The 26,505-nt window shown below is 65.5% G+C and carries 26 protein-coding genes; 14 read left to right on the forward strand and 12 right to left on the reverse strand.

Annotated features, from left to right (window positions below):
- Window positions 1-4: 4 nt before the first annotated feature.
- A complete protein-coding gene (locus AB4Z46_RS04080) occupies window positions 5-760 on the reverse strand; it encodes a PaaX family transcriptional regulator (RefSeq protein WP_442282198.1) in 756 nt (251 codons plus the stop codon).
- A 125-nt stretch (window positions 761-885) separates the two neighbouring features.
- Here AB4Z46_RS04080 and AB4Z46_RS04085 point away from each other — a divergent pair, with 125 nt between their 5' ends.
- From AB4Z46_RS04085 to AB4Z46_RS04115, 7 genes are all read left to right on the forward strand, one after another.
- Window positions 886-1,668, forward strand: a complete 783-nt coding sequence (locus AB4Z46_RS04085) for a crotonase/enoyl-CoA hydratase family protein (RefSeq protein ID WP_442282199.1) — start codon at window positions 886-888, stop codon at window positions 1,666-1,668.
- A gap of 10 nt (window positions 1,669-1,678) precedes the next feature.
- The gene (locus AB4Z46_RS04090; RefSeq protein WP_442282200.1) at window positions 1,679-3,229 is read left to right on the forward strand and encodes an AMP-binding protein; all 1,551 of its coding nucleotides are present in this window, start codon (window positions 1,679-1,681) and stop codon (window positions 3,227-3,229) included.
- An 83-nt stretch (window positions 3,230-3,312) separates the two neighbouring features.
- Complete coding sequence (locus AB4Z46_RS04095) at window positions 3,313-4,521, forward strand: ABC transporter substrate-binding protein (protein ID WP_442282201.1); 1,209 nt, start codon at window positions 3,313-3,315, stop codon at window positions 4,519-4,521.
- Window positions 4,518-5,315 (forward strand): ABC transporter ATP-binding protein, encoded by a 798-nt coding sequence (locus AB4Z46_RS04100; RefSeq protein ID WP_442282202.1) that lies wholly within the window; start codon window positions 4,518-4,520, stop codon window positions 5,313-5,315. The genes AB4Z46_RS04095 and AB4Z46_RS04100 overlap by 4 nt, the downstream gene beginning before the upstream one ends.
- Window positions 5,299-6,015, forward strand: coding sequence for an ABC transporter ATP-binding protein (locus tag AB4Z46_RS04105; RefSeq protein ID WP_442282203.1), 717 nt, complete (start codon window positions 5,299-5,301; stop codon window positions 6,013-6,015). The genes AB4Z46_RS04100 and AB4Z46_RS04105 overlap by 17 nt, the downstream gene beginning before the upstream one ends.
- Before the next feature lie 107 nt (window positions 6,016-6,122).
- The gene (locus AB4Z46_RS04110; RefSeq protein ID WP_442282204.1) at window positions 6,123-6,995 is read left to right on the forward strand and encodes a branched-chain amino acid ABC transporter permease; all 873 of its coding nucleotides are present in this window, start codon (window positions 6,123-6,125) and stop codon (window positions 6,993-6,995) included.
- Window position 6,996: 1 nt separating this feature from the next.
- A complete protein-coding gene (locus AB4Z46_RS04115; protein ID WP_442282205.1) occupies window positions 6,997-7,941 on the forward strand; it encodes a branched-chain amino acid ABC transporter permease in 945 nt (314 codons plus the stop codon).
- Window positions 7,942-7,970: 29 nt separating this feature from the next.
- On the opposite strand, the gene AB4Z46_RS04120 is transcribed toward AB4Z46_RS04115, so the two are convergent.
- The 7 genes from AB4Z46_RS04120 to AB4Z46_RS04150 all read right to left on the reverse strand — a co-directional run bounded on the left by AB4Z46_RS04120 (window position 7,971) and on the right by AB4Z46_RS04150 (window position 16,519).
- Window positions 7,971-9,062 carry a transporter substrate-binding domain-containing protein gene (locus AB4Z46_RS04120; RefSeq protein WP_442282206.1) on the reverse strand — a complete coding sequence of 364 codons (1,092 nt, stop codon included), beginning with the start codon at window positions 9,060-9,062 and terminating at the stop codon, window positions 7,971-7,973.
- Window positions 9,063-9,298: 236 nt separating this feature from the next.
- The gene (locus tag AB4Z46_RS04125) at window positions 9,299-9,649 is read right to left on the reverse strand and encodes a copper-binding protein (protein WP_442282207.1); all 351 of its coding nucleotides are present in this window, start codon (window positions 9,647-9,649) and stop codon (window positions 9,299-9,301) included.
- Window positions 9,650-9,666: 17 nt separating this feature from the next.
- On the reverse strand, window positions 9,667-10,113 hold the full coding sequence (locus AB4Z46_RS04130) for a DUF411 domain-containing protein (protein ID WP_442282208.1): 447 nt from the start codon (window positions 10,111-10,113) through the stop codon (window positions 9,667-9,669).
- Between the two features lie 54 nt (window positions 10,114-10,167).
- Window positions 10,168-13,332: an efflux RND transporter permease subunit gene (locus tag AB4Z46_RS04135; RefSeq protein ID WP_442282209.1), complete on the reverse strand. Its 3,165-nt coding sequence runs from the start codon at window positions 13,330-13,332 to the stop codon at window positions 10,168-10,170.
- Window positions 13,329-14,849: an efflux RND transporter periplasmic adaptor subunit gene (locus AB4Z46_RS04140; protein ID WP_442282210.1), complete on the reverse strand. Its 1,521-nt coding sequence runs from the start codon at window positions 14,847-14,849 to the stop codon at window positions 13,329-13,331. The genes AB4Z46_RS04135 and AB4Z46_RS04140 overlap by 4 nt, the downstream gene beginning before the upstream one ends.
- Entirely contained in the window at window positions 14,846-16,087 is a 1,242-nt protein-coding gene (locus AB4Z46_RS04145) for a TolC family protein (RefSeq protein WP_442282211.1), read from the reverse strand. Before AB4Z46_RS04145 ends, AB4Z46_RS04140 begins: the two co-directional genes overlap by 4 nt.
- A 75-nt stretch (window positions 16,088-16,162) precedes the next feature.
- Window positions 16,163-16,519, reverse strand: a complete 357-nt coding sequence (locus AB4Z46_RS04150; protein WP_442282212.1) for a hypothetical protein — start codon at window positions 16,517-16,519, stop codon at window positions 16,163-16,165.
- Window positions 16,520-17,212: 693 nt separating this feature from the next.
- Between AB4Z46_RS04150 and AB4Z46_RS04155 the strand changes: the two genes are divergently transcribed.
- Together AB4Z46_RS04155 and AB4Z46_RS04160 are read left to right on the forward strand one after the other, a co-directional pair.
- Complete coding sequence (locus AB4Z46_RS04155) at window positions 17,213-18,013, forward strand: hypothetical protein (protein WP_442282213.1); 801 nt, start codon at window positions 17,213-17,215, stop codon at window positions 18,011-18,013.
- Between the two features lie 155 nt (window positions 18,014-18,168).
- Window positions 18,169-19,197 (forward strand): hypothetical protein, encoded by a 1,029-nt coding sequence (locus tag AB4Z46_RS04160; protein WP_442282214.1) that lies wholly within the window; start codon window positions 18,169-18,171, stop codon window positions 19,195-19,197.
- A gap of 32 nt (window positions 19,198-19,229) precedes the next feature.
- On the opposite strand, the gene AB4Z46_RS04165 is transcribed toward AB4Z46_RS04160, so the two are convergent.
- Together AB4Z46_RS04165 and AB4Z46_RS04170 are read right to left on the reverse strand one after the other, a co-directional pair.
- Window positions 19,230-19,412, reverse strand: coding sequence for a hypothetical protein (locus AB4Z46_RS04165; protein WP_442282215.1), 183 nt, complete (start codon window positions 19,410-19,412; stop codon window positions 19,230-19,232).
- A gap of 115 nt (window positions 19,413-19,527) precedes the next feature.
- Window positions 19,528-20,646, reverse strand: a complete 1,119-nt coding sequence (locus AB4Z46_RS04170; protein WP_442282216.1) for a hypothetical protein — start codon at window positions 20,644-20,646, stop codon at window positions 19,528-19,530.
- A 189-nt stretch (window positions 20,647-20,835) separates the two neighbouring features.
- On the opposite strand from AB4Z46_RS04170, the gene AB4Z46_RS04175 reads away from it, so the two are divergent.
- The gene (locus AB4Z46_RS04175) at window positions 20,836-21,501 is read left to right on the forward strand and encodes a DUF6680 family protein (RefSeq protein WP_442282217.1); all 666 of its coding nucleotides are present in this window, start codon (window positions 20,836-20,838) and stop codon (window positions 21,499-21,501) included.
- Window positions 21,502-21,526: 25 nt separating this feature from the next.
- On the opposite strand, the gene AB4Z46_RS04180 is transcribed toward AB4Z46_RS04175, so the two are convergent.
- Window positions 21,527-21,799: a Mor transcription activator family protein gene (locus AB4Z46_RS04180; protein WP_442282218.1), complete on the reverse strand. Its 273-nt coding sequence runs from the start codon at window positions 21,797-21,799 to the stop codon at window positions 21,527-21,529.
- Window positions 21,800-22,264: 465 nt separating this feature from the next.
- Here AB4Z46_RS04180 and AB4Z46_RS04185 point away from each other — a divergent pair, with 465 nt between their 5' ends.
- The 3 genes from AB4Z46_RS04185 (at window position 22,265) to AB4Z46_RS04195 (ending at window position 24,029) form a co-directional block, all read left to right on the forward strand.
- Complete coding sequence (locus AB4Z46_RS04185; RefSeq protein WP_442282219.1) at window positions 22,265-22,621, forward strand: hypothetical protein; 357 nt, start codon at window positions 22,265-22,267, stop codon at window positions 22,619-22,621.
- A gap of 126 nt (window positions 22,622-22,747) precedes the next feature.
- Complete coding sequence (locus AB4Z46_RS04190; RefSeq protein WP_442282220.1) at window positions 22,748-23,143, forward strand: hypothetical protein; 396 nt, start codon at window positions 22,748-22,750, stop codon at window positions 23,141-23,143.
- Between the two features lie 94 nt (window positions 23,144-23,237).
- Complete coding sequence (locus AB4Z46_RS04195) at window positions 23,238-24,029, forward strand: DNA adenine methylase (RefSeq protein ID WP_442282221.1); 792 nt, start codon at window positions 23,238-23,240, stop codon at window positions 24,027-24,029.
- 93 nt (window positions 24,030-24,122) lie between these two features.
- On the opposite strand, the gene AB4Z46_RS04200 is transcribed toward AB4Z46_RS04195, so the two are convergent.
- The gene (locus tag AB4Z46_RS04200; RefSeq protein ID WP_442282222.1) at window positions 24,123-25,082 is read right to left on the reverse strand and encodes a hypothetical protein; all 960 of its coding nucleotides are present in this window, start codon (window positions 25,080-25,082) and stop codon (window positions 24,123-24,125) included.
- A 711-nt stretch (window positions 25,083-25,793) separates the two neighbouring features.
- Between AB4Z46_RS04200 and AB4Z46_RS04205 the strand changes: the two genes are divergently transcribed.
- Entirely contained in the window at window positions 25,794-26,477 is a 684-nt protein-coding gene (locus AB4Z46_RS04205; protein WP_442282223.1) for a TetR/AcrR family transcriptional regulator, read from the forward strand.
- Window positions 26,478-26,505: the final 28 nt, after the last annotated feature.

A 26,505-nucleotide genomic window follows, 5' to 3' on the forward strand; every position in this document is an offset into this window, starting at 1 on the left:
CCGCTCAGCCGGCAAGCACGTCTTGCCACAGTGCGCGCGCCCGCGCCTGGTAGGTGCGGGTGGCGTCGATCAGCGCCCGCCGCGGCGCGCCAGGCTGGATCGCCTCGGGCAGCAGCGGATCGCGCACGATGCCGCGGATGACGGCGCGCCCGACCAGCAGCGTTTCGCGTGCAGCCGCCTCGGGCGTCATGCGCGCCAGGCGCGCGTTGCTGTGCTCGATCAGCTTCAACGCGTCGCGGTAGGCGGCCGACAGCGCCTGCACGTCCCACAGCGCCCGCATCCGGGCGGCGGCATCGGCGTCGAAATCGCCCCCGCTGAACACCAGGCTGCCCGGCGCCAGGCCGAGCCGGGCCAAGGCCGCGCGCATGGCTTCGGCCCCGCCATCGAGGTTGTCGGGCCGCACGGAGAGGCCCGTCGCCAGCGCGCGGAAACCGTTCAGGTCGAGCGCCCGCAGGTGGTGCCGCCAGGCGGTCTTGTCGCTGCGCGACACGCCGCCGTCATGCACCAGCAGCCAGCCGCCGCTCCAATGGCCCATCCGGCTCTCTTTCTCGAACCAGTGCTGCACCTCGTAGTGCACGGAGTTGCCCTGCAGCTGCACGGCATAGCAGCCGCGCCCTGTCTTGACGATCCGGTCCTGGCCCAGCAGGCGCGTCAGCGCCACCCGCACGCTGGGCGTGCTGAGACCCATGATCTCGCCCGCGCGTGCCAGCGCCTGCACGGTCATGTGCGGCTCGGGATGGGTGATCAGCAGGTCGAGCACCAGATCTGCAGCCGAAGGTTCGCCTTCCTCAATGTTATGAAATATGTCCATCTAGGTGAAAACGAGTAATCTTTCTTGTTTTGCTGTCGATATCATTTTCCTTGAAATATCAAGGGAGCAGCCAAATGGCGAGTTCATTCATCCGGACCGAAGTCGACGGTCCAGTGTGCACGATCGTCCTGGACCGTCCTGCCGTTCGGAATGCGGTCGACGGCCCGATGGCGGCCGAACTGCGCCAGGCCTTCGAAGCCTTCGAAGCCGACGACGCGCTGCGGGTGGCGGTGCTGTGGGGCGCCGGCGGCCACTTCTGCGCCGGGGCCGACCTCACGTCCGTGGGCGACCCGGCCCGCCGCCATGAACTCGACCGCCAAGGCGGCGGCAGCGGCCCGATGGGGCCGTCCCGCATGGCGCTGTCCAAGCCGCTGATCGCCGCGGTCAGCGGCTATGCCGTGGCTGGTGGCCTCGAACTCGCGCTGCTGGCCGACCTGCGGGTGGTGGAGCGCGATGCGGTCTTCGGCGTCTTTTGCCGCCGCTGGGGCGTGCCGCTGATCGACGGCGGCACCGTGCGGCTGCCGCGCGCGATCGGCATGGGCCGGGCACTCGACATGATCCTGACCGGTCGCCCGGTCGGTGCCGAAGAGGCCCTGGCGATGGGCCTGGCCAGCCGTGTGGTCGAGCCCGGCAGCGCCCGCGAGGCCGCCGAGGCCCTGGCGCGCGAGATCGCCGCCTTCCCGCAGCGCTGCATGCTGGCCGATCGCGCCTCGGCCTATGGGCAGTGGGACCTGCCGCTGGCGCAGGCGCTGCGCGCCGAAGGCGCCCAGGGGGTGCCCGTGGTGTTCGAGGAAGCCATCGCCGGTGCGGCGCGCTTCGTCGACGGCGCCGGCCGCCATGGCCGTTTCGACAAGTAGGACAGAGCGCATGGCCCCCACCACCCTGGACCTGATCCGCCGCGGCGCCGCCCAGCACGGCCCCCGCATCGCCGTCAGCTTCGGCGACCGCAGCCTGAGCTTCGCCGAGGTCGATGCGCTCAGCGCACGCCTGGCCCATGCGCTGCGCGCCTGCGGCGCCGTGCCGGGCACGCGCGTCGCGCTCTTGGTCAACAACAGCCTCTACAGCGTGCCGCTGGACTTCGCCTGCGTGAAGGCGGCGCTCAACCGCGTGCCGCTCAATGCCCGCCTGTCGTTGCCGGAGCATGTGCGCATGCTGCAGGACACCGGCTGCCGACTGCTGGTGTTCGGCGCCGACCTGGCCGAGCGCGCCGCCGCGCTGCGCGAGGCCCTGCCCGGCCTCGACTGTCACGGCCTCGATGCCAGCCTGCCCGGCGGCGCCGACCTGATCGCCGCGGCCGCGCAGCAGCCGGCCCGCGACCCCGCGGTGCAGGTGAACGGGGACGACGTCATCCTGACCCTCTTCACCTCCGGCACCACCGGCACGCTCAAGGCCGCCCAGCACACCCAGGGCTCCTATTCCGCGATCTGCCGCAACGTGCTGCTCAACCTGCTGCCCGCCACGCCCGACGACGTGATGCTGCATGCCGCCTCGCTGATCCACGCCAGCGGCGTCTTCGTGCTGCCCTTCTGGCTGCGCGGCGGCCGCACCGTGATCCTGCCGGGTTTCGAGCCCGAGGCTTTTCTGGCCGCGATCGAACGTGAGAAGGCTACCGCGATCAACCTGGTGCCGACCATGCTGCAGATGCTGGTCGAGACGCCGGCGATGGCCGCCTGCAAGGTCGATGCCTTGCGCTACGTGATCTACGGCGCATCGCCGATGCCGCGCAGCGTGATCGAGCGCGCGATGGCCGTCTGGGGCCAGCACCGCTTCTGGCAGTACTACGGCCAGACCGAGGTGCCTCTGTGTCTCGCGGTGCTGCGGCCCGAAGACCATCACGGCGATCGGCTGGGCGCCTGCGGCCAGCCCGCGCTCGAGGTCGAAGTGCGCCTGCTCGACGAGTCCGGCCAGGACGCGCCGCCGGGCCAGCCCGGCGAGATCGCGGTGCGCGCGCCGTCGGCGGTGGCCGGCTACCACGCGGCGCCGGAACTCACGGCGCAGACCTTCACTGCCGACGGCTGGGTGCTCACGCGCGATGTCGGCGTGTTCGACGCGCACGGCTTCCTGTTCCTCAAGGACCGCACCTCCGACATGATCGTGAGCGGCGGCTACAACGTCTATCCGCGCGAGGTCGAGGAGGCGCTGCTCGGCCACCCCGCAGTGCGCGAATGCGCGGTGGTCGGCCTGCCCGACGAGAAGTGGGTCGAGGCAGTCACCGCCGTGGTGGCGCTCGCGCCCGGCCATGCCGGCAGCGATGCGCTGGCGGCGGAACTGATCGCGCAGGTGGCGGTCCGGCTGGCGTCGTACAAGAAGCCGCGGCGCGTGATCTTCGCCGAGCAGATTCCGAAGACGGCGGTGGGCAAGCTCGACCGCCGCGCCCTGCGCGATCGCCTTCGCGCCGTATCCGATCCGCCGGCCTGACGCGCCGGCCGGTCAGCGCGGACAAGAGACGGCAGAAGCCGTCCGCCGCGAACAGGTCTGTCACACCTACAGGGAGAGAGAACATGGAGATTCGCAATATTCAAAGGGTCGGCTGCTGGCTGGCCGCGGCCGCACTCGCGGCCGGCGCCATGGGGGCGCAGGCCCAGAAGCGCTATGACGTCGGCGCAAGCGACACCACGATCCGGATCGGCAACACCATGCCGTATTCCGGGCCGGCGTCGGTCTACGGCACCGTGGGCAAGACAGCAGCCGCGTACTTCCGCAAGATCAACGCCGAAGGCGGCATCCACGGCCGCAAGATCGAGTTCATCTCGCTCGACGATGCCTACAGCCCACCGGTGGCCGTGGAGCAGACGCGCAAGCTGGTCGAGCAGGAGAAGGTGCTGCTGATCTTCGGCCCGCTCGGAACGCCCAACAATGCCGCGACCCAGAAGTACCTGAACCTCAAGAAGGTGCCGCAGCTCTTCGTGAGCTCGGGTGCCCAGCGCTGGGGCGACCATCGCCAGTATCCGTGGAGCATGGGCTGGAACGCCACCTACGTGACCGAAGGCCGCATCTACGGCAAGCAGATCCTGGCCAGCCAGCCCGGGGCCAAGGTGGCCGTGCTCTACCAGAACGACGAGTTCGGCAAGGACAGCCTGCGCGGCTTCCTCGAGGGGCTGGGCGACAAGGCGACGTCGATGGTGGTGGCCCAGGCCAGCTACGAGGCCAGCGACCCCACGGTGGACAGCCAGATCATCAGCCTCAAGAGCTCGGGCGCCGACACGCTGCTGAACTTCTCACAACCCAAGTTCGCCGCGCAGGCCATTCGCAAGATGGCCGCGATCGGCTGGCAGCCCGCGCACTACCTGTCCAACGTGTCGAACTCGGTGGCCGCGGTGCTCAAGCCGGCCGGCCCCGAGCATGCGAAGGGCATCGTGTCCGCCACCTTCCTGCGCGACCCGAGCGATGCCCGCGACACGCCGGAGGTGCGCGAATTCGCCGCCTTCATGAAGCAGTACTACCCCGAGGGCGACCCGGGCGACATCCTCAACGCCACCGGCTACTCGATGGCGCAGACGCTGGTCCAGGTGCTGACCCAGGCCGGCGACGATCTCAGCCGCGCCAACCTCATGAAGCAGGCCGCGAGCCTCGACCTGCCGCTGCCGATGCTCTACCCGGGCATCCGCCTGAAGACCGGCCCCGGCAATTTCTATCCGATCACCCAGATGCAGCTGGTGCGCTTCGACGGCACCCGCTTCGAGAAATTCGGCGACGTGCTCGGGCAGTGAACACCACTGAGACCCGCGCGCCGCTGCTGCGCGTGGAAGGGGTGTCGGTGCGCTTCGGCGGCATCCTGGCACTCGACGAGGTGTCCTTCAGCGTCGAGGCGGGCCAGATCTGCGGCCTGATCGGCCCCAACGGCGCCGGCAAGAGCACCGTCTTCAATTGCCTTTCGCGCATCTACGACTGCGGCGCGGGGTGCATCGAGTTCGACGGCCGGCGCATCTCGGAGCTGCCGCGCCACCGGATGGCCGGCGAGGGCATCGGCCGCACCTTCCAGAACCTGGCGCTGTTTCGCAGCATGAGCGTGCGCGAGAACCTGCTGGTCGGCTGCCACGGCCGGCACCCCGCCGGCTTCGTGGGCACCATGCTGCGGCTGCCCGGCGAGCGGCGCAGGGAGCGCGAGGCGCAGGGGAGGGCGGACGACATGCTGCGCTTCCTGGCGCTCGACGAAGTCGCCGAGCGCGTCGTGGCCGACCTGCCCTTCGGTACCCAGAAGCGCGTCGAGCTCGGCCGCGCGCTCTGCGGCCGGCCGCGCCTGCTGCTGCTCGACGAGCCGGCCTGCGGGATCAATCACGAGGAGCTCGAAGGCCTGGCCACGCTGATCCGCGAGATCCGCGACCGGCTGCGCGTCACGGTGCTGCTGGTCGAGCACCACATGGGCCTGGTGATGGCGATCTCCGACCAGGTGGTGGTGCTGAACTTCGGCCGCAAGATCGCCGAGGGCACCCCGGCCGCGGTGCGCCGGCACCCCGAGGTGATCCAGGCCTACCTGGGAGGCGAACATGCCGGCGCTGCTTGAGGTCGAAGGCCTGCATGCGGCCTACGGCGCGAGCCGGGTGCTGCATGGCATCGACCTGGCGATGCGGGCCGGCTCGGTCACCGCGCTGCTGGGCGCCAACGGCGCCGGCAAGACCACGACCCTGCGCGCGCTGTGCCAGATGGCGGTGCGCACCACGGGCACGATCCGCATCGGCGGCGAGCGCGCCGATGGCCGGCCGACGGAGCGGATCGTGCGGCTCGGCGTCGCCCACGTGCCGGACGGCCGCGGCACCTTCCTGGCGCTGAGCACCGAGGAGAACCTGCGCCTGGGCGCCTACCTGCGGCGCGACCGGGCGGGCATCGCGGAAGACTTCGAGCGGGTCTACGGCTACTTCCCCCGGCTCAGGGAGCGCAGCGGCCAGCAGGCCGGCACCCTGTCCGGCGGCGAGCAGCAGATGCTGGCCATCGGCCGGGCGCTGATATCGCGGCCGCGCCTGCTGCTGCTGGACGAGCCCTCCTTCGGCCTCGCGCCGCTGATCGTGCGCGACATCTTCGGGATCATGCGGCGCATCAACGCGGAGCAGGGTGTCTCGATCCTGCTGGTCGAGCAGAACGCGGCGCTGGCGCTGGACATCGCCGACTCGGTCTACCTGATGGAGACCGGCCGCATCGTGCTGCACGGCACGCCGCAAGAGGTCCGCGCCGACGACGCGGTGCGCCGCGTCTACCTCGGCGCCTGAGTATGGCCCCCACGCTTGCCACTGCGTGTGCTGCGCTGCCCCCCGAGGGGGCCGCAGCCGCCTTGGGGCGGCCCGGCGGCGTCTGATCTGGAACAACGGGAGCGAACATGGAAGCATTCCTGCATCAGCTGCTGGCCGGCCTGGCCACCGGCGGCATCTACGCCAGCGTCGCGCTGGCGCTGGTGATGATCTACCAGTCGACCCACCACGTGAACTTCGCGCAGGGCGAGATGGCGATGTTCTCCACCTACCTCGGCTGGGCGCTGCTGCAGGCCGGCTTGCCCTACTGGGCGATGTTCGCGCTGACCGTGGGCCTGTCCTTCGTGCTGGGGGCACTGGTCGAGCGCGCCGTGATCCGCCCGATGCGCGATGCACCGGTGCTGTCGGTGGTGGTCGTCTTCATCGGCCTCCTGATGATCTTCCACAGCCTGGCCGGCTGGTGGTTCGGCTTCACGATCAAGCGGTTCCCGAGCCCCTTCGCGGAGCGGGCCTGGTATGGCTCGGCGCTGATGTCCGCGCACGAGGTCGGGGCCATCGCGATCACGCTGGCGGTGATGGCGCTGCTCTTCGGGTTCTTCCGCTTCACCTCGCTGGGCCTCGCGATGCGGGCGGCGGCGCAGAACCCGGCGTCGTCGCGGCTGGTGGGCATCGACGTCGGGCGGATGCTGATGCTCGGCTGGGGCCTGGCCGGCGCAGTCGGCGCCGTGGCCGGCATGCTGGTGGCGCCGGTAGTCTTCCTCGACCCGGGGATGATGGGCGGCGTGCTGATCTACGCCTTCGCCGGCGCACTGGTCGGCGGCATCGACAGCCCGGCCGGTGCGGTGCTCGGCGGCTTCATCGTCGGCGTGCTGGAGAACCTGATCGGCAGCTATGTGGTCGGCACCGAGCTCAAGCTCACGGTCGCGCTGGTGCTGATCGTCGGCGTGCTGATCGTGCGGCCGAGCGGGCTGTTCGGCCGGACCATCGTGGTGAAGGTCTAGCATGAGCCTTCTCCAACGCGCAGCCGCTGCACTCTTGCTGGCGCTGGCCATCGCCTTTCCCTTCCTGGCCGAAGGCTACGCCGTGTTCCAGGCCACCATGGTGCTGTCGTACGCGGTGGCGCTGCTGGGGCTCAACATCGTGACCGGCTACAACGGGCAGGTCTCGCTCGGGCATGGTGCCTTCTATGCCCTCGGGGCCTACGCCGCGGCGATCCTGATGGACCGCTGGGGCCTGCCGTACTGGATGACGATCCCCGCCGCGGGGGCGGTCTGCCTGGTGGCCGGCGTCCTGTTCGGCCTGCCGGCGCTGAAGCTCGAGGGCCTGTACCTGGCGCTGGCCACCTTCGCGCTCGGCGTGGCGATGCCGCAACTGCTCAAGTACAAGCACCTGGAGCCGTGGACCGGCGGTGTGCAAGGCCTCGTGCTGGCCAAGCCGGACGCGCCCTTCGGCCTGCCGCTGACGCAGGACCAGTGGCTCTACCTGTTCGCCCTCGCCGTGACGGTGTCGCTGTTCGCGCTGGCGCGCAACCTGCTGCACAGCGGCGCCGGCCGGGCGATCGTCGCGATCCGCGACCGTCCCCTGGCGGCGCAGAGCATGGGCATCGACAACCGCCGCTACAAGGCCGGCGCCTTCGGCATCTCGGCGATGTACACCGGCATCGGCGGCGCCTTGTCGGCGATCGCGGTGCAGTTCGTCGCGCCCGATTCGTTCACGATGTTCCTGTCGATCTCGCTGCTGGTGGGCGTGGTGGTCGGCGGCGTGGGAACGATTTCCGGCGCGCTGTACGGCGCCCTGTTCATCATGTTCGTGCCGACCGCCGCGGAGAACATCTCGAAGGCTGCGCCGTGGGCCGTCTACGGCGTCGTGCTGATCCTGTTCGTGTTCGTGATGCCGGGCGGGGTGGCGAGGTTGCTGCGCAGGTGGACTCGAGGCGTGAGCGGCTAGCCGGAGCCTTCGCCCGCCGGCGTCCAGCGCTACTGCCGTGCGGCGAACCACTTGTCGTGGATGTGCTCGTAGGTCCCGTCCTGGTAGATTTCGAGCAGCGCCTCGTTGATCCGTTTGCGCAGCGGGCTGCCGAGCGGCACCACGATGCCGTACTTCTCGGGCCTGAACACGGGGCCGACGACCTCCAGCGCGCCATGGTCCGACCTGGCAGCCCAGTACCGCAACGTGGGCGCGTCGAAGACCATGGCCTGCACGCTGCCCTGCTTGAGGAGCTCGATGCCGGCGGCTGGGCCGGGAACCTCCACGAACGGCAACTGCAGATGCGCCAGGTAGTCGGCCGCCACGGTGCCCGGCACGGTCGCGATCGTCTTCCCGGGCAGATCGCCCGGTCCGGCGATGCTCGAGCGCAGCCGACGCACGGTCTGCGACGAGGTCACGGTCGCAGTCAATTGCGTGATCAGCACGATCCCCATCAGCCACACGCACGCGATCACGATGCGCCTGAACGTGCCCGGATCGCTTCGATCGCCGTGCTCGCCGGTGGCGATGATCAGCACCGTGTTCCATATCTCGTTGCCCACTCCCGCCAGGTAGCCCTTGCCGAGATTGGGCTTGAGGGTGCGCTCGATGATCCAGAGCACGTTCGCCCACAGGAACACCAGGACGATCGCCGCGGCGAACAGCTTCCCGATGGCCTTCCAGGGGATGGCTTCCAAGGTCGCCAGGATCGGGCTTTCCTCCTCGGCGCGGACCATGATCTGCAGGCCTGAATCGAAATACGCCTGCGAGAAGTCGGCGATCTGCTCGCGTTCCGGCGTCATCACGATGGCCGAGACGGCGACGTCCGCGTCACCGCGACGCACGCTGTCCAGCTGGTTGGCGCGCGACCCTGCGTCGATCCAGGCGAACTCGATACGCATCCGGCGCGCCAGCTCGCTCCACAGGTCGGCGCTGAAACCCGTCACCCGATCGTCCTGCGTGAATACGAAAGGCGCCACCGCGCCCGTCGCCACCCGCAGCGGACGGGCTTTTTCCGCCGCGGCCTCGGCCGCGAACGAAGGCGCGGCGCACAGCCACAGTGTCATGCCCACCAACGAGAAGATGCCTGACCATCGCCCCATGGCGCACCACCCGCCAGGGGCGCTTCGGCGGCCACGGCCGATCATCTCGACCGGCTTGCATCCCTCTGACGGCGTAGGCATGGGTGGCCACCTGGAATGGGACAGATGAAATCCTCTGCGTCGGCGCTGCATCGTCGGCCATCGCCCCCCTGGGGTCGCCGGCGCAATCCATCATCGTGAGAATGCAGGCGCAAGGCAATGGCCCGAAAGCGCAGTCCCGGGCCGCCGCGGGGTCCTCAGCGCGCGGCCTCGATGTGCGTCACCGTCGCCTCGCCCTTCACGATCTCGGCGTTGAACCGCACCTTGTCGCCGGGCTTCAACCGGTCCAGCATGCGTTTGTCGGCCACGTTGAAGCCCATCGTCATCGCAGGCATGCCGAGGTTGGGCAGGTCGCCGTGCTGGATGACGACCTCGCCGCGCGCCTTGTCGACCCGCTCCACCGTGCCTTCGGTGAGCGGCATCGCGGACACCGCGCCGGCCCTCGGCGACTTGCCCGGCGCCGATGCCGAGCCGCCGGGAGTCTGCGCCTGGGCCATGGCCAGCGCGGCGAGCGGCAGGGCGACGAGGATGCCGAGACGCTTCATCATGATTCGCCTCATGCCTCTCAGGCGGGATAGCTTGCGAACACCGTCTCGCGGCCCTTGCGATCGACGAGGATGACCTTGTACGGGTCCTTGCGGTCGCCGTATTCCATGCCTGGCGAGCCGACCGGCATGCCCGGCACGGCCAGCCCGACGGCCTGCGGCTTCAACGCCAGCAGGCGCTTGACGTCGGCGGCCGGGACATGCCCTTCGAGCGCGTAGCCTTCCACGATGCCCGTGTGGCACCCGGCCAGGCGGTCTGGCATGCCCAGGCGCTTGCGCACCGCCGCGGTGTCGTCGATCTCCGTGACGTCGACGGCGAAGCCTGCGGCCTTCAGGTGGTCGACCCATGCCGTGCAGCATCCGCAGCTCGGGTTCTTGTAGACATGGACCTTGGATGCCGCATGGGCGGGGAGCGTTGGCAGCAGCGGCAGCGCGGCGAGCGCGCCGAGGAGAGAGCGTCGATGCATGGGACGGGTACCTTTCTTTGACATTCGGTGGATATTGTTGATGCGCATGGGCTTTCATGGAGCCCCGGACGGCGGCAAGGGCTGTCCCCCGGCGTCAGCCTGGACCCGGCGCCGGTGCATCAGGAACCAGGCCGCCGGAATCACGAGCATGCTCAGCAGGGGGGCGGTCACCATGCCGCCCACCATGGGCGCTGCAATTCGAGTCATGACTTCCGATCCGGTTCCGCTGCCCCACATGATCGGCAGCAGACCCGCCATGACCACGGCCACCGTCATGGCCTTCGGGCGGACGCGCAGCACCGCGCCCTCGCGGATGGCGGCGAGCAGGGTCTCGTCGTTCATCGGCGCCCCGGCCTCGATGCGACGCGCCAGCGCGTTCTTCAGGTAGATGAGCATCACGACGCCGAATTCGGCGGCGACGCCGGCCAGCGCGATGAATCCGACCACCGTGGCCACGGAGATGGAGTGACCGAGCGCCCAGACCAGCCAGAAGCCGCCGATGAGCGAGAACGGCACCGCCGCCATGACCAGCGCCGCATCGCCGAAGGACTTGAACAGCACATACAGCAGCACGAAGATGACCGCCAGGGTGCCGGGCACGACGAGCTTCAGCCGCTGGGTGGCCCGCTCGAGATACTCGAACTGACCGGACCAGGACACGGCGTAGCCGGCGGGCATCGCGACGGATTGCGCGACCTCGGCCTGCATGTCGTTGACGACCGATCGGAGGTCCCGGCCCCGGACGTCCACGTAGACCCAGCCGGACAGGCGCGCGTTCTCGCTGCGCAGCATCGGCGGGCCTTCCTCGATGGTGATCTTCGCCACGTCCTGCAAGAGCAGCTGAGCCCCCCTGTCGGTCACGAAGGGCAGCTCCCGCAGCCGCTGCAGCGAGTCCCGGATCTCCCGCGGATAGCGGACGTTGATGGGGTAGCGCTCGCGGCCCTGGATCACCTCGCCGACGTTGTCGCCGCCGACCGCTGTCGACACGATGGCTTGAACGTCGGCGACCGAAAGTCCGAAGCGGGCCGCAGCGACGCGGTCGACGTCGACATCGATGTAGCGCCCCCCGGTCAGCCGCTCGGCCAGGGCCGACGACACGCCCGGGACGCGCCGGACCGCGGCTTCGATCTGCGTCGTGAGCCGGTCGATGACGGGCAGGTCGGCGCCGGCCACCTTGATGCCCACGGGACTCTTGATGCCGGTCGCCAGCATGTCGATGCGGTTGCGCACCGGCGGGACCCAGACGTTGGTCAGCCCCGGCACCTTCACCACGCGGTCCAGCTCTTCGACCAGCTTGTCGGGCGTCATGCCGGTGCGCCATTGGTCGCGTGGCTTGAACTGGATGGTCGTCTCGAACATCTCGAGCGGCGCCGGGTCGGTCGCGGTGTCGGCACGCCCCGCCTTTCCGAACACGCGCTCGACTTCCGGCACGGTCTTGATGAGGCGGTCCGTCTGCTGGAGGAGTTCGGATGCCTTGGAGACCGACAGCCCGGGGAAGGCCGATGGCATGTAGAGCAGGTCTCCCTCGTCCAGCGGCGGCATGAACTCGCCGCCCAGGCGCAGCACCGGAACGGCCGTGACGGCCAGGAGCACGGCGGCGACCGCCAGCGTGGCCTTGGGAAAGCGCAGCACGGCTTCCAGCGCGGGTCGATAGGCCGCCATGAGGAAGCGGTTCACGGGGTTGGCCGCCTCGCGCGGGACGCGACCGCGGATGAGGTATCCCATCAGCACCGGCACCAGCGTCACCGACAGGCCCGCGGCCGCGGCCATGGCATAGGTCTTCGTGAATGCCAGGGGCGCGAAGAGCCGGCCTTCCTGCGCTTCCAGCGCGAACACCGGCACGAACGACAGCGCGATGATGAGCAGCGAAAAGAACAGGGCCGGCCCCACCTCGGTGGACGCCGAGCCGACCAGTTCCCACCGTTGCGCGGACGTCGGACGCCTGCCATGCCGGGTCTCGAACGCCTCCAGGTGCTTGTGGACGTTCTCGACCATGACGATGGCGCCATCCACCATGGCGCCGATGCTGATGGCGATGCCGCCGAGCGACATGATGTTGGCGTTGACGCCTTGCCAGGCCATGACGATGAACGCGGCGAGCACGCCGAGCGGAAGCGCGACCACCGCGACGAGGGCCGAGCGCAGGTGAAACAGGAAGATGGCGCACACGGCCGCCACGACCACGAACTCTTCCAGCAGCTTGAAGCGCAGGTTGTCGACAGCGCGGTCGATCAGCAGGGACCGGTCGTAGGTCGGGACGACCTCCACGCCAGCGGGAAGACTCGGCTTGAGCGTCTCGAGCTTCGCCTTGACGGCCTCGATGGTGGTGCGGGCGTTCTTGCCCGAGCGCATGATCACCACGCCGCCCGCGACTTCCCCCTCGCCATCCAGCTCCGCGATGCCGCGGCGCATCTCCGGGCCCACCTGGACGGTGGCGACGTCGCGCAACAGCACCGGCGTGCTGCCCGAGACGGCGAGCGCGATCGTGCGGAAGTCGTCCAGCGATTTCAGGTAGCCCAGCGATCGCACCATGTACTCGGCTTCCGCCAACTCGATGACCGAACCGCCCGCGGCCTGGTTGGCTTTCTGCAGCGCGGCCACGACCGTCGCCTGGGTGATGCCCAGCGCGCGCATGCGGTCCGGGTCCAGCACCACCTGGTACTGGCGCACCATGCCGCCGATGCTCGCAACCTCGGCCACGTCGGGGATGGTCTTCAATTCGAACTTCAGAAGCCAGTCGTTCAGCGCCCGCAGTTGCCCGAGGTCGTGCGAGCCGGACCGGTCCACCAGCGCGTACTCGTAGACCCATCCGACGCCCGTGGCGTCAGGCCCCAGGGATGCGTTCGCGCCCGCGGGCAGCCTGCTCTGCACCTGGTTGAGAGACTCCACGACGCGCGAGCGGGCCCAGTAGGGGTCCGTCTTGTCGTCGAAGAGCACATAGACGAAAGAGTCCCCGAAGAACGAGTAGCCGCGAACCGTCCTGGCACCCGGCACGCTGAGCATCGTGGTCGTCAGCGGATAGGTCACCAGGTCCTCGACCACCTGGGGCGCCTTGCCCGGGAAGGGCGTTCGAATGATCACCTGGACATCCGACAGGTCCGGCAGCGCGTCCACCGGGATGCGCGCCGCCGACCAGACGCCCGCCACGACCAGGAACAGCGCGGCGATGAGCACCAGGGGCCGGTGGCCGACCGACCAGCGGATGAGGGCGGCAATCATCGCGTCATGCCCGCCTGGACACGCTGCACCGAGCGCAGCGTGTAGCCCATGGGGCCGCCTTCGGCGAACTCGAACCGGACGGTGTCTCCTGGCTTCACGTCGGCAAACGCGCCGGGGTCCGGCTTCGAGAAGCCCATCGTCATGGCCGGCCACTGGAGCGACGCGACCGGGCCATGGGAAATCGTGAGGCCGTCGGTCTCGACACTCTCGACCTTGCCTTCGGCCACGTGGATGCCGGATGCCTTCGCTGCCGGCGATGGCGTCGCAGGCGGGGGATGCGGGGGAGGTGCGGCCGACGCCGCCATGCTTCCCAGCGCTGAACGCAGCCGGGCCTCGGAGTCGATGAGGAACTGGCCGCTCGCGACCACCTGGTCGCCTTCCTTCAACCCCTGGACGACCTCGAGGTCGTCCCCCAGCTCCATGCCGAGCGACACGTCGCGCGCTTCGAACCCGCCCGCGTCATTGCGGACGATGACGACCGCGCGCCTGCCCGTTCGGATGACCGCTTCGGCCGGCACGACCAGCCGGGTGCGGGTGGGCCCGGCCACCTGCAGGCGCAGCAGCATGCCGGGCGTGAGCTTGCCGGCCCTGTTGTCGACTTCGAAGCGCGCCTTCAACGTGCGCGTGCCCGGGCTGAGCTCCGGCAGTATTTCCGCGAGTTCGCCCTCGAAGGACTGCGAGGCATCGGCTTGGAGCACCGCCTTGACCTTCTGGCCGCGGATCAGCCGCACCGCCTGGGCTTCGGGGACCTCGGCCACGGCCCATACCCTTTCAAGCCCCGTGATGCGAAAGAGCGTCATGCCGGGCGTGACGGCGGCGCCTTCGCGGACCCCCAGCTCTGCCACGACCCCGCTGGCCGGTGCGCTCAGGGTGAAACGCGCCTGGGCGGTCCCTGTCTCTTCGCTCCGGCGGACGAGCTCGTCCGGAATCGACAGCGCACGCATTCGTTCGCGTGCCGCCGCGACGAGGTCGGGCGCCACCCCGGCGCGCCGGAGCGCAAGAAGCTCGTTCTGCGGCCCGAGCCAGTCCGGCGCGAAGACGGTGGCCAGGGCCTGGCCCTTGTGCACGCGTTCCATCGGCGCACGCACGTGCAGGCGCTCGACGAATCCCGCGACCCGCGTCTGTACGGCGACGTTGCGCCGTTCGTCGAACTGCACCGTGCCGAGGGCGTCGAACGAGGCCGAGGCCTCGGCACGTCGCACGGTGGCATGGCGAATGCCCAGGTTCTGTTGCACCGCGGGGCTGACCTTGACGCCGGAGGCGCTCGGATCGCTGTCGGCGTAGACCGGCACCAGCGGCATGTCCATGAACGGCGACTTGCCCGGCTTGTCGAAGCGCGGGCCCGGAACCATCGGGTCGTGCCAATAGAGCACCCTGCGACCCTCGGCCGACGAGGCAGCGCCGGTGGCTTCGGTCTTCGTTGCGTCCGTGCCGGTGGAGCGTCCCAGCAAGAAGCCGCCGCCGGCGAGCAGCGCGCCGGCCACGACCAGAAGCGCGGCGAGTCGAGCGCGGTTCATTGGTCGCCTCCTGTCGCGAGAGGTTTGAATGTGAGCTGTGCCTGCGCCCTGGCGAGGTCGCGCTGGAGCGCGAGCAGCTTGCGCTGCGCTTCCACTTCCGCATGCCTCGCTTCGAAGAGCGTCAGGAGTGCGCCCTGATTCGACCGGTAGGCGGCGGTGGCGGCGGCGGTCCGCTGCCCGGCCGGGGCCACGACGGCGGTGCGATACCGGTCGATGCGTTCGCTCAGGCGTTGGGCGTCGCCGGCCAGCGTTCGGTATTCGGCGGTGGCCGTGCGGATGGCTTCCGCAAGCTCCGCTTCGGCCTTGTCGGCCAGGGCGAGCTTCGCGGCGGTGTCGCGGTCCTGGCGCTCCGATGGAGCGACCTGAAGGGGGATGCTCACCCCGACGGACACCAGGTCCGGGAAGCCGGTGCGTTGGCCGTAGGAGGCCTCCCAGGTCCAGTTCGGCTTGCGCTCCAGGGAGGCGGCGGCAGCGGCTCGCCGGGCCACGTCGATGTCGAACTGCCGGGCCAGAACGACGGGATGGCCTGCGACGTAGGCCTGTTCCGCAGGCGATGGCATCGTGGCCACGGGCGCCAGCTCGTCGCCCCGGTCACCGATCCAACGATGCAAGCCGACCTGGGCCACGCCTTGCCGTTGGCGCGCTTCGGCCGATTCGTCCTCCGCCATGCCTCGCGCGGCGGCGAGCGCCAGCACGTCCTGGCTGCTGGCCGTGGACGATGCCAGGCGGGCTCGCGCCGCCTCGAATTCCTCGTGGGCGTGGTGCGCCATGAGCGTCGTCAGCTTCAGCGCCTGGCCGGCATAGTAGGCGTCGAGGTAGGCGAGCGCGGTGTTCAGCCGGGCGTCGGCCACGGCGGCCCGGGACTGGATGGTTTCGCGCGCGGCCGCCGCCTCGGCTGCGGCCTGGCGCGCGGCACGCTTGTCGCCCGAGAGCCATTCCTGGCTGATGCCGATGCGCTTCATCGTCATCGGCTCGCGCGTGGTGCTGAAGCGGTCGGGGCCGGTCACCGGCAGGTTGTCGATCCCGGCGCGCAGCATCGGGTCCGGAAGCTGGCCGGCGGCGCGGGCGAGTTCGGACGCGCTCGAGACGCCGGCGCGGGCGGCGCGCGCGGACGCCGAACGTTCGACGGCCAGGTCGAGGGCCGCCTCCAGGGTCAGGGGCTCCGCCACTGCCAGAACTGCCAGACTGGGCAGCAGTGCGGCAGCCAGGGCGGCCGCGCGCAAAAGACAAGTCGCCATGAATTCTCCGAAGACAAGAGGGCATCCGCTGGCGAGCGGACGAGCCGCACCAGCGCCGGTCAGTCGACGGAGATGTCAGACGCGGAGTCTGAGGGTGGAAAGGAAGAGGGGATCGGGCGGTGGCCGCAACTCGGGCGCCGCCGCCGCGGGGTGCGCGACCGCGCGCTGCGCATCGAGCACCAGCGGCACGACCAGCACCTGGATGATGGCCGGGAGCGAAGGGGTTGCGACCTTGACTTGCTCGTACGACAGCGACATGTCGGCCGCGTGCTGGTGGCAGAGAACCGGCTGCGCCGAATCCATGCCTTCGCAGGGCTCGCCGGCGGCCATCATTTGTGCCATGGCCACCGCATCGGCGGCACCCGGACAGACATAGCTCGCCAACGCCAGCTGCGCGAACAGCATCGAGAGGACCACGGCGAAGGTGGTCATGCAGCGGCGTAGAGGGCGGCGGAACATGGCTTTTGCGAGTGTAGCGATGTACTCCCCGGGGTGGAGGCGGAGGCTCGACGGATTTCGCGCAGCTCCGGGGGATTCCGCCCGAGGACCGCATGTGGGGGACTGATCGTATTGGCAGCGGGCTATTCGGAATTGTGACAGTGACTTACGGGCCATCCGATCCACTTGGGGCGGGGCACCGAGTTTGGCAGTGAATGGCCATTCAAGGCCCACAGAACGGCAGGATTGGGCGCGGAATGGGCTGGATCGGATCTGCCGCGCGCCTGGTCGGAATTGTGCACAGACGCCCGTTTCGATTGGGGCGAGAGCGATATTGGGATCGAGGAGGCGTGCTTTTCCTCCAAGTCGGACACGGCTCGGAAACTCGGACGTTTTTAAGTCGGACGTTGTTCCAGGTCCGAGTTGAAAAAATCCAATATTGTCAAAGGGTTAGGTGAGTGTGGGGGCGATCGGCCAACGTCCGACTTTCACTAAGTCGGACGCGCGTTTCGCTGACGTGCAACTATCGAATCGTCCGACCTGGCGATGGACGGGCGGTCGATCGCGAGGATGCTGCCCCCCGTATCGCCTAGGCTCATCAGCGGCAATGTTCGCCTAGGTGCGGACTTTTGGTTGTCCAGCAGAATGGGGGAACGGTTCCCTCCCATACCAACACAGTCGAGGCACATGAGCGATCACCACTTGCGAACGGTCAACGAGTCTGGCTTCCCGCTGCAGATCGCAGTGGAGCATCTGATCCGCGAGCAAGCCCCGGGCGGATGGAAAGTTCGCTACGTAGAGCATGCTTGGCGAAACGACGACGGCACGCAGTACGGCTTCGTCGACTTGGTGATTCAGAACTATGCGGATACCGCGGTTATGGTTTTGGAATGCAAGCGGGTTCGCGATGTCGACTGGATATTTTTGACATCGACTGGCGTTGCAAAGAGCAGTCGCGAGTCCAAATCGTGGATCACACGCTGGGTGGCCCCGAGCTTCAAGTTTTTCAGTTGGCAGGAGCTACCGATTGACCCGCCCTCGCCGGAAGCGTCAATGTGTGTTGTCAGAGGGCAGTCCACAAACGGCGCTAGACCTCTGCTGGAACGCGTTGCTAGCGAGGTGGTTGCTTCCACTGAGGCGCTCGCACACCAAGAGAAAGACTACCGCCGGGTCAATGCCAATGCGAGCTTTCGCGCCTACTTCAACGTGATCGTTACCACTGCTAAATTGGTCGTGGGTTCATTCGATCCTGCCGAGATCATGTTGTCCGATGGCGAACTGAACGGAGGAAAATTCACGGAGGTACCGTATGTTCGCTTCAGGAAGCAACTGTTGGACGCCACGGAGCCGCTCACCCCGTTCGATTTTCATGAGCTAGACGTTGCGCGGAGTCGAGAAAGCACAGTCTTCGTGGTCAACGCCGACAATCTTGCCCAGTTTTTAGAAGAGTTTGATTTTGACAACCGGGCAGCGGATCGCTTCATGTAGCTAGTGAACGTGTCTGACACGCGCTAAATTTCGGCACCACACGTAGCAGCGTGCCGAGAACGAAATTCCTGGCATCTTTCAACCCGCATTGCTCGTCAACTGGGCTGGATTTGCTCAGACGCTCGCACCTCCCAAACCACAACCGACTCGCACACGTGACGACTACGCTTCAATTCTCTTCCTCCGAGTGGCCACCCAGCGAGGGCGGCAAGCGCATCGCCGGGAAGTACCTCAACTTGCTGCAGGCGTTCGTTCGAAGCATAGTCCTAGCTGAGGACCAATTTCTCGTTGAGCCAACGCAGCAATACGAAGAGCTTGTCCAAGCGATGGCGAAGGTGTTCCATGAGCACCTTACGGTTGAGAATGCACAGACGATCATTTTCCGGCAGTGCATGTTCTTTGAGATCGAGCACAAGGGCAGATCCGGCCCATTGGCAGCTCCGGAAAATCAGGATCTGTTCGACGCCCTAGTCGGGCGTTTGAAGTCGTTCTTCGAATCGATTCCTCGCCGCTGCACTTTGCGTATTGAGCTGCCGCTGTTCGTTGTCCAGGCCGGACTGGCCCCCATTGCGCCTGACGTCAAGCTAATTTCATCGGTCACGCCAACGCCTGCGAATACGAACAAACTGCTCTCGATGGCCTTAGCGCAGCAGTCAACGGAGCTCGAGCCTACCTATCTGGAGATCACTGTCGACGGCTTCGGCGAACACGACGCGCAATCACCTGCTGCATCGGCGGCGCTGTCGATCGCTAAGCAGTTCGCGTTCCTTGTTTTCGCGTACCGCATCTGCCACACAGGGTACAGCTCGAAGACCAGCAGAAGCACTTTTTCAGATAGTGCCAACTCGGCGTTTTCAAGCATCACTATTCCTGAGGGTGTCCGACGATCATTCAGCTCTCTGAAGCTCAATGACTCGCGAATGGTCATGTACGACTGGCTGGAGCCCGAAAAAAAGTGCGCGGATTGCTTGCCATTGGCGACGTGGGAAGGCCCCCCGTGGGAGCGGGCGAACAGTTGCTTGTCCAAGACTACATACTTGCCGACGTCCGGAGCTATTTCTCGGCGCGCTCTGACGAGGACTTTGATCAGATCGCGGCGGCTATCGAGTGGTACCAAGACTCGATCTGGGCCGACAACGATACGTTCGCGTATATCGCGGCTTGCATTGGTCTGGAAGCAGTAATTGGCAGCTCAGATGAGCAACTAGATAGCCTGTCAAAGCGCCTCGCAGACCGATATGCTTTTCTGATGGGCCGCGGTCGCAAAGAGCGCGAAGAGCTTCGGACCGTTTACGGTGATGTTCTGAAGCTTCGCGGCCGCTTGGTGCACGGCAAGGCGGCAAGGCTTGATGCTAAAGATCGCCCTTTGCTGAAAAAGGTCCAGGACCTTCTTCTTCAAGTCCTTTGGAAGGAGGTAAATCGAATCAGAATGTCGGTTTCGCTGATATGAGAGATGTGAAGCGAATTTCGAGCGAGGTGAAGAAGCGCTACTCCCAAGGCGGCGGCGCGGAGGTTCACTGTGGAGGTGGAAGCATCGCAGCCGATCCATCCTGATTAGAAGAAGCTGGACCGTCCAGCCGAAGAGACTCGGACTTCTGCAAAAGCAGCTTCCCGAGTTCGGTACCAACGGAGATCGTTTTTTCGTTGACTGTGACGCTCGGCTGGCCCTCCAGTAGGATCGCCAGGTCCTTAGAGATCGCAACTGCAGATTTCTCGATATGCTCTTGCATGCTTTCGGTGTCGAAGCCGGCAGCATTTAGTCGCGTTGTGAGGCCAAGCAGCGCGTCAATCGTTTCTACTTTCCTGGGAATCGCTGCCAGCTTCCCTTCATTGGTGTAGTTCCGATAGAGCCATGATGCGGTCTGTTCGACGAAGGAAGCCATCATGCCAATAACCTTTGATTCGCCGAAGACCTTCGCCCATAGACTTCCCGATTCGATCTTCGAGATCCGGAGCGGATGCTCGACTTCAGATATCGAGAGGAGCATGCACAACTCCGAATACAGCGATTGAAGAGCCAACAGTCGCTGAGCGAAGTCCGTCAGATTTGTGTACGCAGGCAGCCACAAGGCAAGCGACGTTTCAAGGCCACTTGGAACGTCATGCGAGGCAACCGACTCTTCAAAAAGTTGGAGCAAATCAAAAATTAGCTCGATCTTGGCCTGAAGCTGCTGTGCAGCGAGGACCAGGGGTAGCGAATACTTGCCGCCCTGGTTGGAAAGAAAGGTATCGTAGAGGCTGGAGAAGTTTTCAACTTGTGCATTCAACTTCGTGATTAATTCCGATGGCGAAGATTGAAGCTCAGCAACGGCCCGTTGAAAATGTTCCAGCGCTCTAAAAAATTGGCGATGATTGCCTTTGGGTATTGATTGATTAACGCCCGCCAACAAGTTATGTATATGGCCCGCACTTTCGTTCAGCTTGGTACCACCTACTGCCAGCCCTTCCAAAGACGCATTGATTCCCTCGGCTGCTTTTGCCAGAGCTGAAACTGTGGCAAAGAAGGGTTGAAAGCTCTCGATCTCCGAAGAGAAGCGGTCGATGTTTCGCTGCAACTCGAATGCGTGCATATAGTTCTTGCGTTTTGGTTTGCCGATGTTGGGCAGGACGGCGAATCGCCCCGTGCTGCCCATGAGTTCGCGCCGAATCCTGCCACAGCAGCTGACGCAATCGCCTCGATTCGTACTGACACATGCATTCCACTTCTGAAGCCTCCCCAAAGCTGTGGAAGAAATCACGTTGTGGGGGAGCCCTGTGGCGACATCCGGACGCTCCCGTTCGCGCACAATGTGCAACAAATTGCTGCACGAGGGAGCGAGGGCATGACACTGGAGCATATGGGCTTGAACGAGTGGCTCATCATCGGCGCCGCTTTGGCGGGGCCGGTTCTGGCCGTCCAAGCGCAGAAGTGGGTGGAACTAGTTCGCGCGGAGGCCAACAAGAGGGCATGGATTTTCGAGACTCTGATGACCACGCGCGGTGCACGTCTCTCGCACGAACACGTGAGAGCATTGAACGCGATCGACCTTGCTTTTTATGGACGCCGAATTTTCGGTGTCGCTCATCGCGAGCGGAATGCGCAAGAAGTCATTGACGCGTGGCGGAACTACCATGCGCATCTGAGTAGGCCTGTTCCAACTACCCCCGAAGGCGGTGCGAACTGGGGTGCAACAAGCGAGGAGCGGTTCGTGAATCTGCTTGCGGCGCTCGCGAAGGCGAATCGGTACAACTTCGAACGCTCACAGCTGCAAAGCGGTGGGTACACGCCGATGGCCTATACCAACGTGGACCAAGAGCAACAGGCGTTGCGGATGGGACTCATGCAGGTCATCGGCGGGTACCGCACATTGCCGGTGGAAGTTCGCCGGCCCGCTAGAGCAGCCGAGGCGGCTTCTTCGGCCCCCGCCAACGACGCGCCTCATGATGCACTCGCCGTCTTGCCTGTAGCGCCATCGGCACAATCGCCAGCACCACCTGCGACGTCATGACCCTCGCCTGGCGAAGACCGTTGGACTAAAGGTCCAGAGTTGATTGACGCTGGTCGCCGACCTGCGCTTTAGCCACGATCCGAGAGGCGTGGCGCTCCGTCATGCCGTGCTGGATGGCCAGTTGCCGCAGTGATCTGGTAGCCATGTAGTCTGCTCGAATCTGGGCGTTGCGCACGGCGTTCAGTGCGCGCTCGGCACGAGGGAGCAGAAAGCGATCCCCCGTTCCGTCGATCCCGTACTGCTCGGCGAGCTTGACTCGCGAACATTCATCAGCTTCACGCTGGACCGTGAAATGCATGCGCGCGAAGAGGAGGGCCTGAAGGCCTTGTCGAAATGAGGGACCTGAGCCCGATGGCAGTAACCGACATTGGCGACCGAGGTCAAGCCCCGGGCGTATGCTCTTTCAGATCGTTGCCGAACGTCGAGCCTGCTTGACGCGCTGAAGATTCGGGCGACGGTTCGGAAAGCGTCGGGGCCTGATTGCGCGTGCCTGCGGCAATAGCGCCGGCATACTGCGCGAGTCGCGTCGGCAACGGCGCGATCGGGTTTGGAAGCCCGAAGCTTTGACTACGGCGGAAGCCGCAGTTGCCTTTGGGCCTGCGGCTTCTTCGCTCGCGCTGCTTTTTTTGGCGGCTCGGGCGGGAGGGCGCGAGCCCTGCCGGTTTATCGCCGTAGTGAAAGCCCGGTCTTCCAACCCGCTCGAGCCGCCGCCCTCCACCGAGCGGACGGCGGTTGCCTCAACCGCAACCAGGGAGACTCAAAAATGGCCAAGACCGTTCGCACGGCGGAGACGACATCCGCCAAGTCAAAAAGCATCAAGCGCAGTGTCGCCGGTGACGACCCGGCCAAAAGCGCCAAGACCAAGAAGCAAGCAAAGAAGAAGGCAGTCAACTCGGCTGCGTTGCTCGTCGAGGACGAGTTCAACAACTTGCGCTGGGCGCATCGCGCCTACGGCTGCGTACAGAATTTCCTGGCGCCACTCAACTCGCTGAACGTCGAGGAGTTTCTTGTCGAACCCCGTGGGTTGACGGCCTTGATGGAGTTGATCAATGCAGAGACGGGACGGCGCATCCACACGTTAGAAAAGGCGATTCACGCGGCGCGGAAGGTGATGCACTGAAGCGTGCTGAGGCTTGATGCGGCCGCCTCGGCAGGATCGAGTCGTCCAACCCGTTCGAGCCGCCGCCTCCGTTTGATCGCGGAAGCGGTAGGTGAGGTAAGTTGCATTCACTGGGAGGCCGAAAAAATGGCTAAGTCTGTTCGCACGCTCGCGCATTCCTCAAAAGTCTCGAAGACCGTCAAGCCCGCAACGGTTGCTGCGAAGCGGCGTCGTGTGCCGGCCGCCAAGAAAGCGGCGCCCCCGACGCCGCAGCCCCCAGACCCGAACGAGTCGGCGCTCACGCATTTCTCGGATGTCGAGGATGCGTTTTTCAATCTGGCTGATTCGCACCGGGCATACGAGTGCCTGCAGAGCTTTCTCTCGCCTCGCTTTCCACCATTGGACGGGGTCGAGGAGTTTCAAATCGAGCCGCACGAGCTGCGGGGTTTGGTGACTGTGCTCAATGCGGATATGACGCGGCAACTGGAGACGTTGAGGGGGACGCTCAGAGGAGTGCGGGAGAGGATGAAGGCGGGGCGATAGATCGGTCGCGAAGGGGGCGGGGCCACGGCCCACTGGAGAGCCCAGAGCCCCACCCCCGCGCGCCATGAGCGCCTTTCACTCGAAAGAACGTCTCATGAGATCCGCTCCGATCATTCCCTGGCTGGGAGGCAAGCGCCGCCTGGCTGACCTGCTCATCAACCGATTCCCCCCGCACACCTGCTACGTCGAGGTGTTCGCAGGGGGCGCCGCCCTGTACTTCCTGCGGCACCCCGCCGAGGTCGAGGTGATCAACGATGTCAACGGTGACCTGGTCAACCTCTACCGGGTCGTCAAGCACCACCTCGAAGAGTTCGTTCGGCAGTTCAAGTACGCGCAGTCGAGCCGGCAGATCTTCAAGTGGACCCAGGCCACGCCGCCTGAGGTGCTGACCGACGTGCAGCGGGCGGCGAGGTTCTTCTACCTGCAGCAGCAGGCTTTCGGCGGTCGGGTGGAAGGTCAGACCTGGGGCACCGCGACCACGGCCCCGGCGATCAACCTGCTGCGCATCGAAGAGAACCTCAGCGCGGCCCATCTGCGCATGGCGAGCGCCTACATCGAGCAACTCGACTGGGCGGACTGCCTGGACCGCTACGACCGGCCGCACACCCTGTTCTACATGGACTCGCCGTACTGGGAGACCGAGGGTTACGGCGTTCCCTTCGCCTGGGAGCAGTACGAACTGATGGCGGTCAAGCTGCGCCAGCTTAAGGGCAAGGCGATCATCAGCCTCAATGACCACCCGGACATCAGGCGGTGTTTCGAGGGTTTCGGGATGGATTGCCTGGCGATCGACTACACGGTCGGTGGTGGGGCGAACCGGGCCGAGCGTCAGGAGCTGATCATCTACAGCTGGGATCGACGGGCAGAACCCGCTGGGCTGTTTTGACGCAGGAGTGTCTTGTGTCCGCGATGCGCTCGTGCCCGAGGAATGCAATAGGAAACGAAAAGGATAACTAGCTTTGTGTCTTGAACGGATAGCTCAAGAGGCCTGAACCCTCGATGGTGCAAGTCCAAAGATGAGATTCAATAAGTGGGCGTCTAGCGATTCGTTCGTCCCGTCAATAAACAGGATCTTTAATTCTCCATCGTGAAGTATCTTGAGTATCAAGGAACGGGCGAGTTCGTCGCAAGTACGCGAGATGTCGACGAGGCCGGTGATCAGATTCTGCGAGAGCACGTCACCGTGCACAATCTTTGATCGTACGCCGTAAGCCTTTTTCACCTCTCTAAAAATCCGCAATCGCTCTGTTGGCATTTCGGCAAGGAGAAAGGCAATCCGTTCGGATAGTTGATGAGAAAGCTCCGATGCTGAAGTACTTAAAAGCGCCTCGAAGAACGAACAATAGTTTGCAATTTTTTGTCCGAGATCTTCCGAGGACCTCGCTTGCTGAAGAAATCTCGTCGACCGATCTATTCGATTGACAGTCTTGCGAAAAGTTGTGTGAGCGGGAAGGTCCTGCTGCTTTATGCCTCTCAAGTAGCTGGCATGATGATCGCAGATCTCACCTAGGCCATCTTCGTCGACCGTCATGGACTTGTGTTCGCCCGAATGATGGGTGTACTGCACCGCGAGGGAATTGCTGTGCACGTGGCTCATCGTTCCTTGGACGAAAGAGAAAGCCAATTCGCAGTTTGCGCTGTTGTCTTCCCTCAGCCAAGTCGCGGTCAAGAACGCTTGGGCTTCTCGAAGAAAATTTATGACCTCGACCGGAATGACTGAGGCGTCGGGCAATTCGGCAATTCGATAGAGCACCGTGTCGCCGTTGGTCAGGGGGCGAGCCTCTAAGGAGCCGATTGAAACAATGTAATCAGTAGTAAGGAATGCGGCTAAGTGAGCTGGATTGTTCGTAACAAACAACTGATCTCTGATTAATCGGGGCTTCCTGAGTCGCTGCTTGACAGTGAAGTCGACCAATGCAGTGGCAAAAACGATTTTCATGTTGGCGGGCGACGAGAGGGACGAGGCTGTGAGCCGAAGGGGTCAATCTGGCGGGCGTCGGAAGTAGATGATTGCTTCCATATCGGACGACTAGATTTCGAACGCAGAGCGTTCCAAGAGCGCTGCGTTGAGGTGGGCTCGCGCACACGTGCCATTGAGCATACAGCTGCCGACGGCTAGTGATCCGAGTGCCTCGATGGTGTCACCTTGGCAAACGCGTGCCCCACTTCGCTGCCAACCAGCGGAATTTACTGCCATAGCGCATGGGAATCACTGCCAAGCGCGCGGGCCGGCACAGACAGTCGCCTTACCCCGGTGCAACGCGGACGGTCACCGTCCCACAGCCGATGCCCGTTCCTGGCCGACAGTGGGCTTCTAGGCGGGGTGCCAGATCCCGAACGCGAAGCCTCTTGCGAACGCCGCGTTGAGGCGGCTTCAGCCAACAGGGCCATCGGAGCACAACTGCGGCCCTGAGTTAACTGGCTGCTAGGCTGGTGCCAATTTGCCCGCCGGCTTGCGAAGCGCGCGCCAACTTCACTGCCAAAGCGAACGCAAGTTGCTGCCATAGCGACTGCAAATCGCTGCCAAAGCGGGCGCCACGCAATTCCCTGCAAGCTGAAAGACCCGTGGCCGCCGTGGGTCTTATGCCTTTCTCAACCGGGAAATTTCCTGCAAAATAGCACGACCGTTCGTTTTATTTAATTCCCCCCGATGCCCGACACCGCAGTTCCCGCCAAGCCCGTCCGCGCGCCCGCCAAAGGCCAGCAGACCAAGGCCGTCATCATTGACGCGGCCCTGAGCCTGGCCGCCCAGATCGGCCTCGAAGGCCTGTCGATCGGCGCGCTGGCGGAGGTCACGCAGATGAGCAAGTCCGGCGTCTTCGCCCATTTCGGCTCGCGCGAAGAGTTGCAGATCTCGGTGATCCGCGAGTACCACGCGCGTTTCGAGCAGGAAGTCTTCTACCCGGCGCTCAAGGCCGCGCGCGGCCTGCCGCGCCTGCGCGCGATGTTCGCCAACTGGATGAAGCGCACCTCGGCCGAGATCGATTCGGGCTGCATCTACATCAGCGGCGCCGTCGAGTTCGACGACCGCACCGGCCCCGTGCGCGACGCGCTGGCCGACTCGGTGAAGACCTGGCTGGCCGCGATGTACCGCGCTGTGGTGCAGGCCAAGGCCGAAGGCCACCTGCGCGAGGATGCCGACGAGAAGCAGATCGCGTTCGAAATCCACGCGCTGATCCTGGCGCTGCACTACGAAGCCCGCTTCCTGCACTCGCCCGACTCGCTGGAACGCGCCAACGTCGGCTTCGACAACATCCTGCGCCGCAGCGGCGCGACCGACATGCAGCCTGCCGTCGGCATCGCGGCGCCGCGGCGGCTCAAGGCCACGCGCTGAACGCGCACGGCTCGATCCCTTTCGTATC

Origin of the sequence: Variovorax sp. M-6, assembly GCF_052114385.1 — a bacterium.
Taxonomy (GTDB): Bacteria; Pseudomonadota; Gammaproteobacteria; order Burkholderiales; family Burkholderiaceae_C; genus Variovorax.

Bases quoted from the DNA above. Each gene is read 5' to 3' on its own strand.
- AB4Z46_RS04150 (WP_442282212.1), bottom strand. From the start codon at position 16,519: ATGACCACCTTCGCCGTGGTCCTCTCGATGCTGTTCGCGCAGCTGGCG.
- AB4Z46_RS04115 (WP_442282205.1), top strand. From the start codon at position 6,997: ATGAGCCTTCTCCAACGCGCAGCCGCTGCACTCTTGCTGGCGCTGGCC.
- AB4Z46_RS04120 (WP_442282206.1), bottom strand. From the start codon at position 9,062: ATGGGGCGATGGTCAGGCATCTTCTCGTTGGTGGGCATGACACTGTGG.
- AB4Z46_RS04085 (WP_442282199.1), top strand. From the start codon at position 886: ATGGCGAGTTCATTCATCCGGACCGAAGTCGACGGTCCAGTGTGCACG.
- AB4Z46_RS04190 (WP_442282220.1), top strand. From the start codon at position 22,748: ATGGCTAAGTCTGTTCGCACGCTCGCGCATTCCTCAAAAGTCTCGAAG.
- AB4Z46_RS04105 (WP_442282203.1), top strand. From the start codon at position 5,299: ATGCCGGCGCTGCTTGAGGTCGAAGGCCTGCATGCGGCCTACGGCGCG.
- AB4Z46_RS04110 (WP_442282204.1), top strand. From the start codon at position 6,123: ATGGAAGCATTCCTGCATCAGCTGCTGGCCGGCCTGGCCACCGGCGGC.
- AB4Z46_RS04090 (WP_442282200.1), top strand. From the start codon at position 1,679: ATGGCCCCCACCACCCTGGACCTGATCCGCCGCGGCGCCGCCCAGCAC.
- AB4Z46_RS04200 (WP_442282222.1), bottom strand. From the start codon at position 25,082: ATGAAAATCGTTTTTGCCACTGCATTGGTCGACTTCACTGTCAAGCAG.
- AB4Z46_RS04195 (WP_442282221.1), top strand. From the start codon at position 23,238: ATGAGATCCGCTCCGATCATTCCCTGGCTGGGAGGCAAGCGCCGCCTG.
- AB4Z46_RS04180 (WP_442282218.1), bottom strand. From the start codon at position 21,799: ATGCATTTCACGGTCCAGCGTGAAGCTGATGAATGTTCGCGAGTCAAG.
- AB4Z46_RS04135 (WP_442282209.1), bottom strand. From the start codon at position 13,332: ATGATTGCCGCCCTCATCCGCTGGTCGGTCGGCCACCGGCCCCTGGTG.
- AB4Z46_RS04185 (WP_442282219.1), top strand. From the start codon at position 22,265: ATGGCCAAGACCGTTCGCACGGCGGAGACGACATCCGCCAAGTCAAAA.
- AB4Z46_RS04130 (WP_442282208.1), bottom strand. From the start codon at position 10,113: ATGCATCGACGCTCTCTCCTCGGCGCGCTCGCCGCGCTGCCGCTGCTG.
- AB4Z46_RS04170 (WP_442282216.1), bottom strand. From the start codon at position 20,646: ATGGGCAGCACGGGGCGATTCGCCGTCCTGCCCAACATCGGCAAACCA.
- AB4Z46_RS04125 (WP_442282207.1), bottom strand. From the start codon at position 9,649: ATGATGAAGCGTCTCGGCATCCTCGTCGCCCTGCCGCTCGCCGCGCTG.
- AB4Z46_RS04175 (WP_442282217.1), top strand. From the start codon at position 20,836: ATGACACTGGAGCATATGGGCTTGAACGAGTGGCTCATCATCGGCGCC.
- AB4Z46_RS04140 (WP_442282210.1), bottom strand. From the start codon at position 14,849: ATGAACCGCGCTCGACTCGCCGCGCTTCTGGTCGTGGCCGGCGCGCTG.
- AB4Z46_RS04145 (WP_442282211.1), bottom strand. From the start codon at position 16,087: ATGGCGACTTGTCTTTTGCGCGCGGCCGCCCTGGCTGCCGCACTGCTG.
- AB4Z46_RS04155 (WP_442282213.1), top strand. From the start codon at position 17,213: ATGAGCGATCACCACTTGCGAACGGTCAACGAGTCTGGCTTCCCGCTG.
- AB4Z46_RS04205 (WP_442282223.1), top strand. From the start codon at position 25,794: ATGCCCGACACCGCAGTTCCCGCCAAGCCCGTCCGCGCGCCCGCCAAA.
- AB4Z46_RS04095 (WP_442282201.1), top strand. From the start codon at position 3,313: ATGGAGATTCGCAATATTCAAAGGGTCGGCTGCTGGCTGGCCGCGGCC.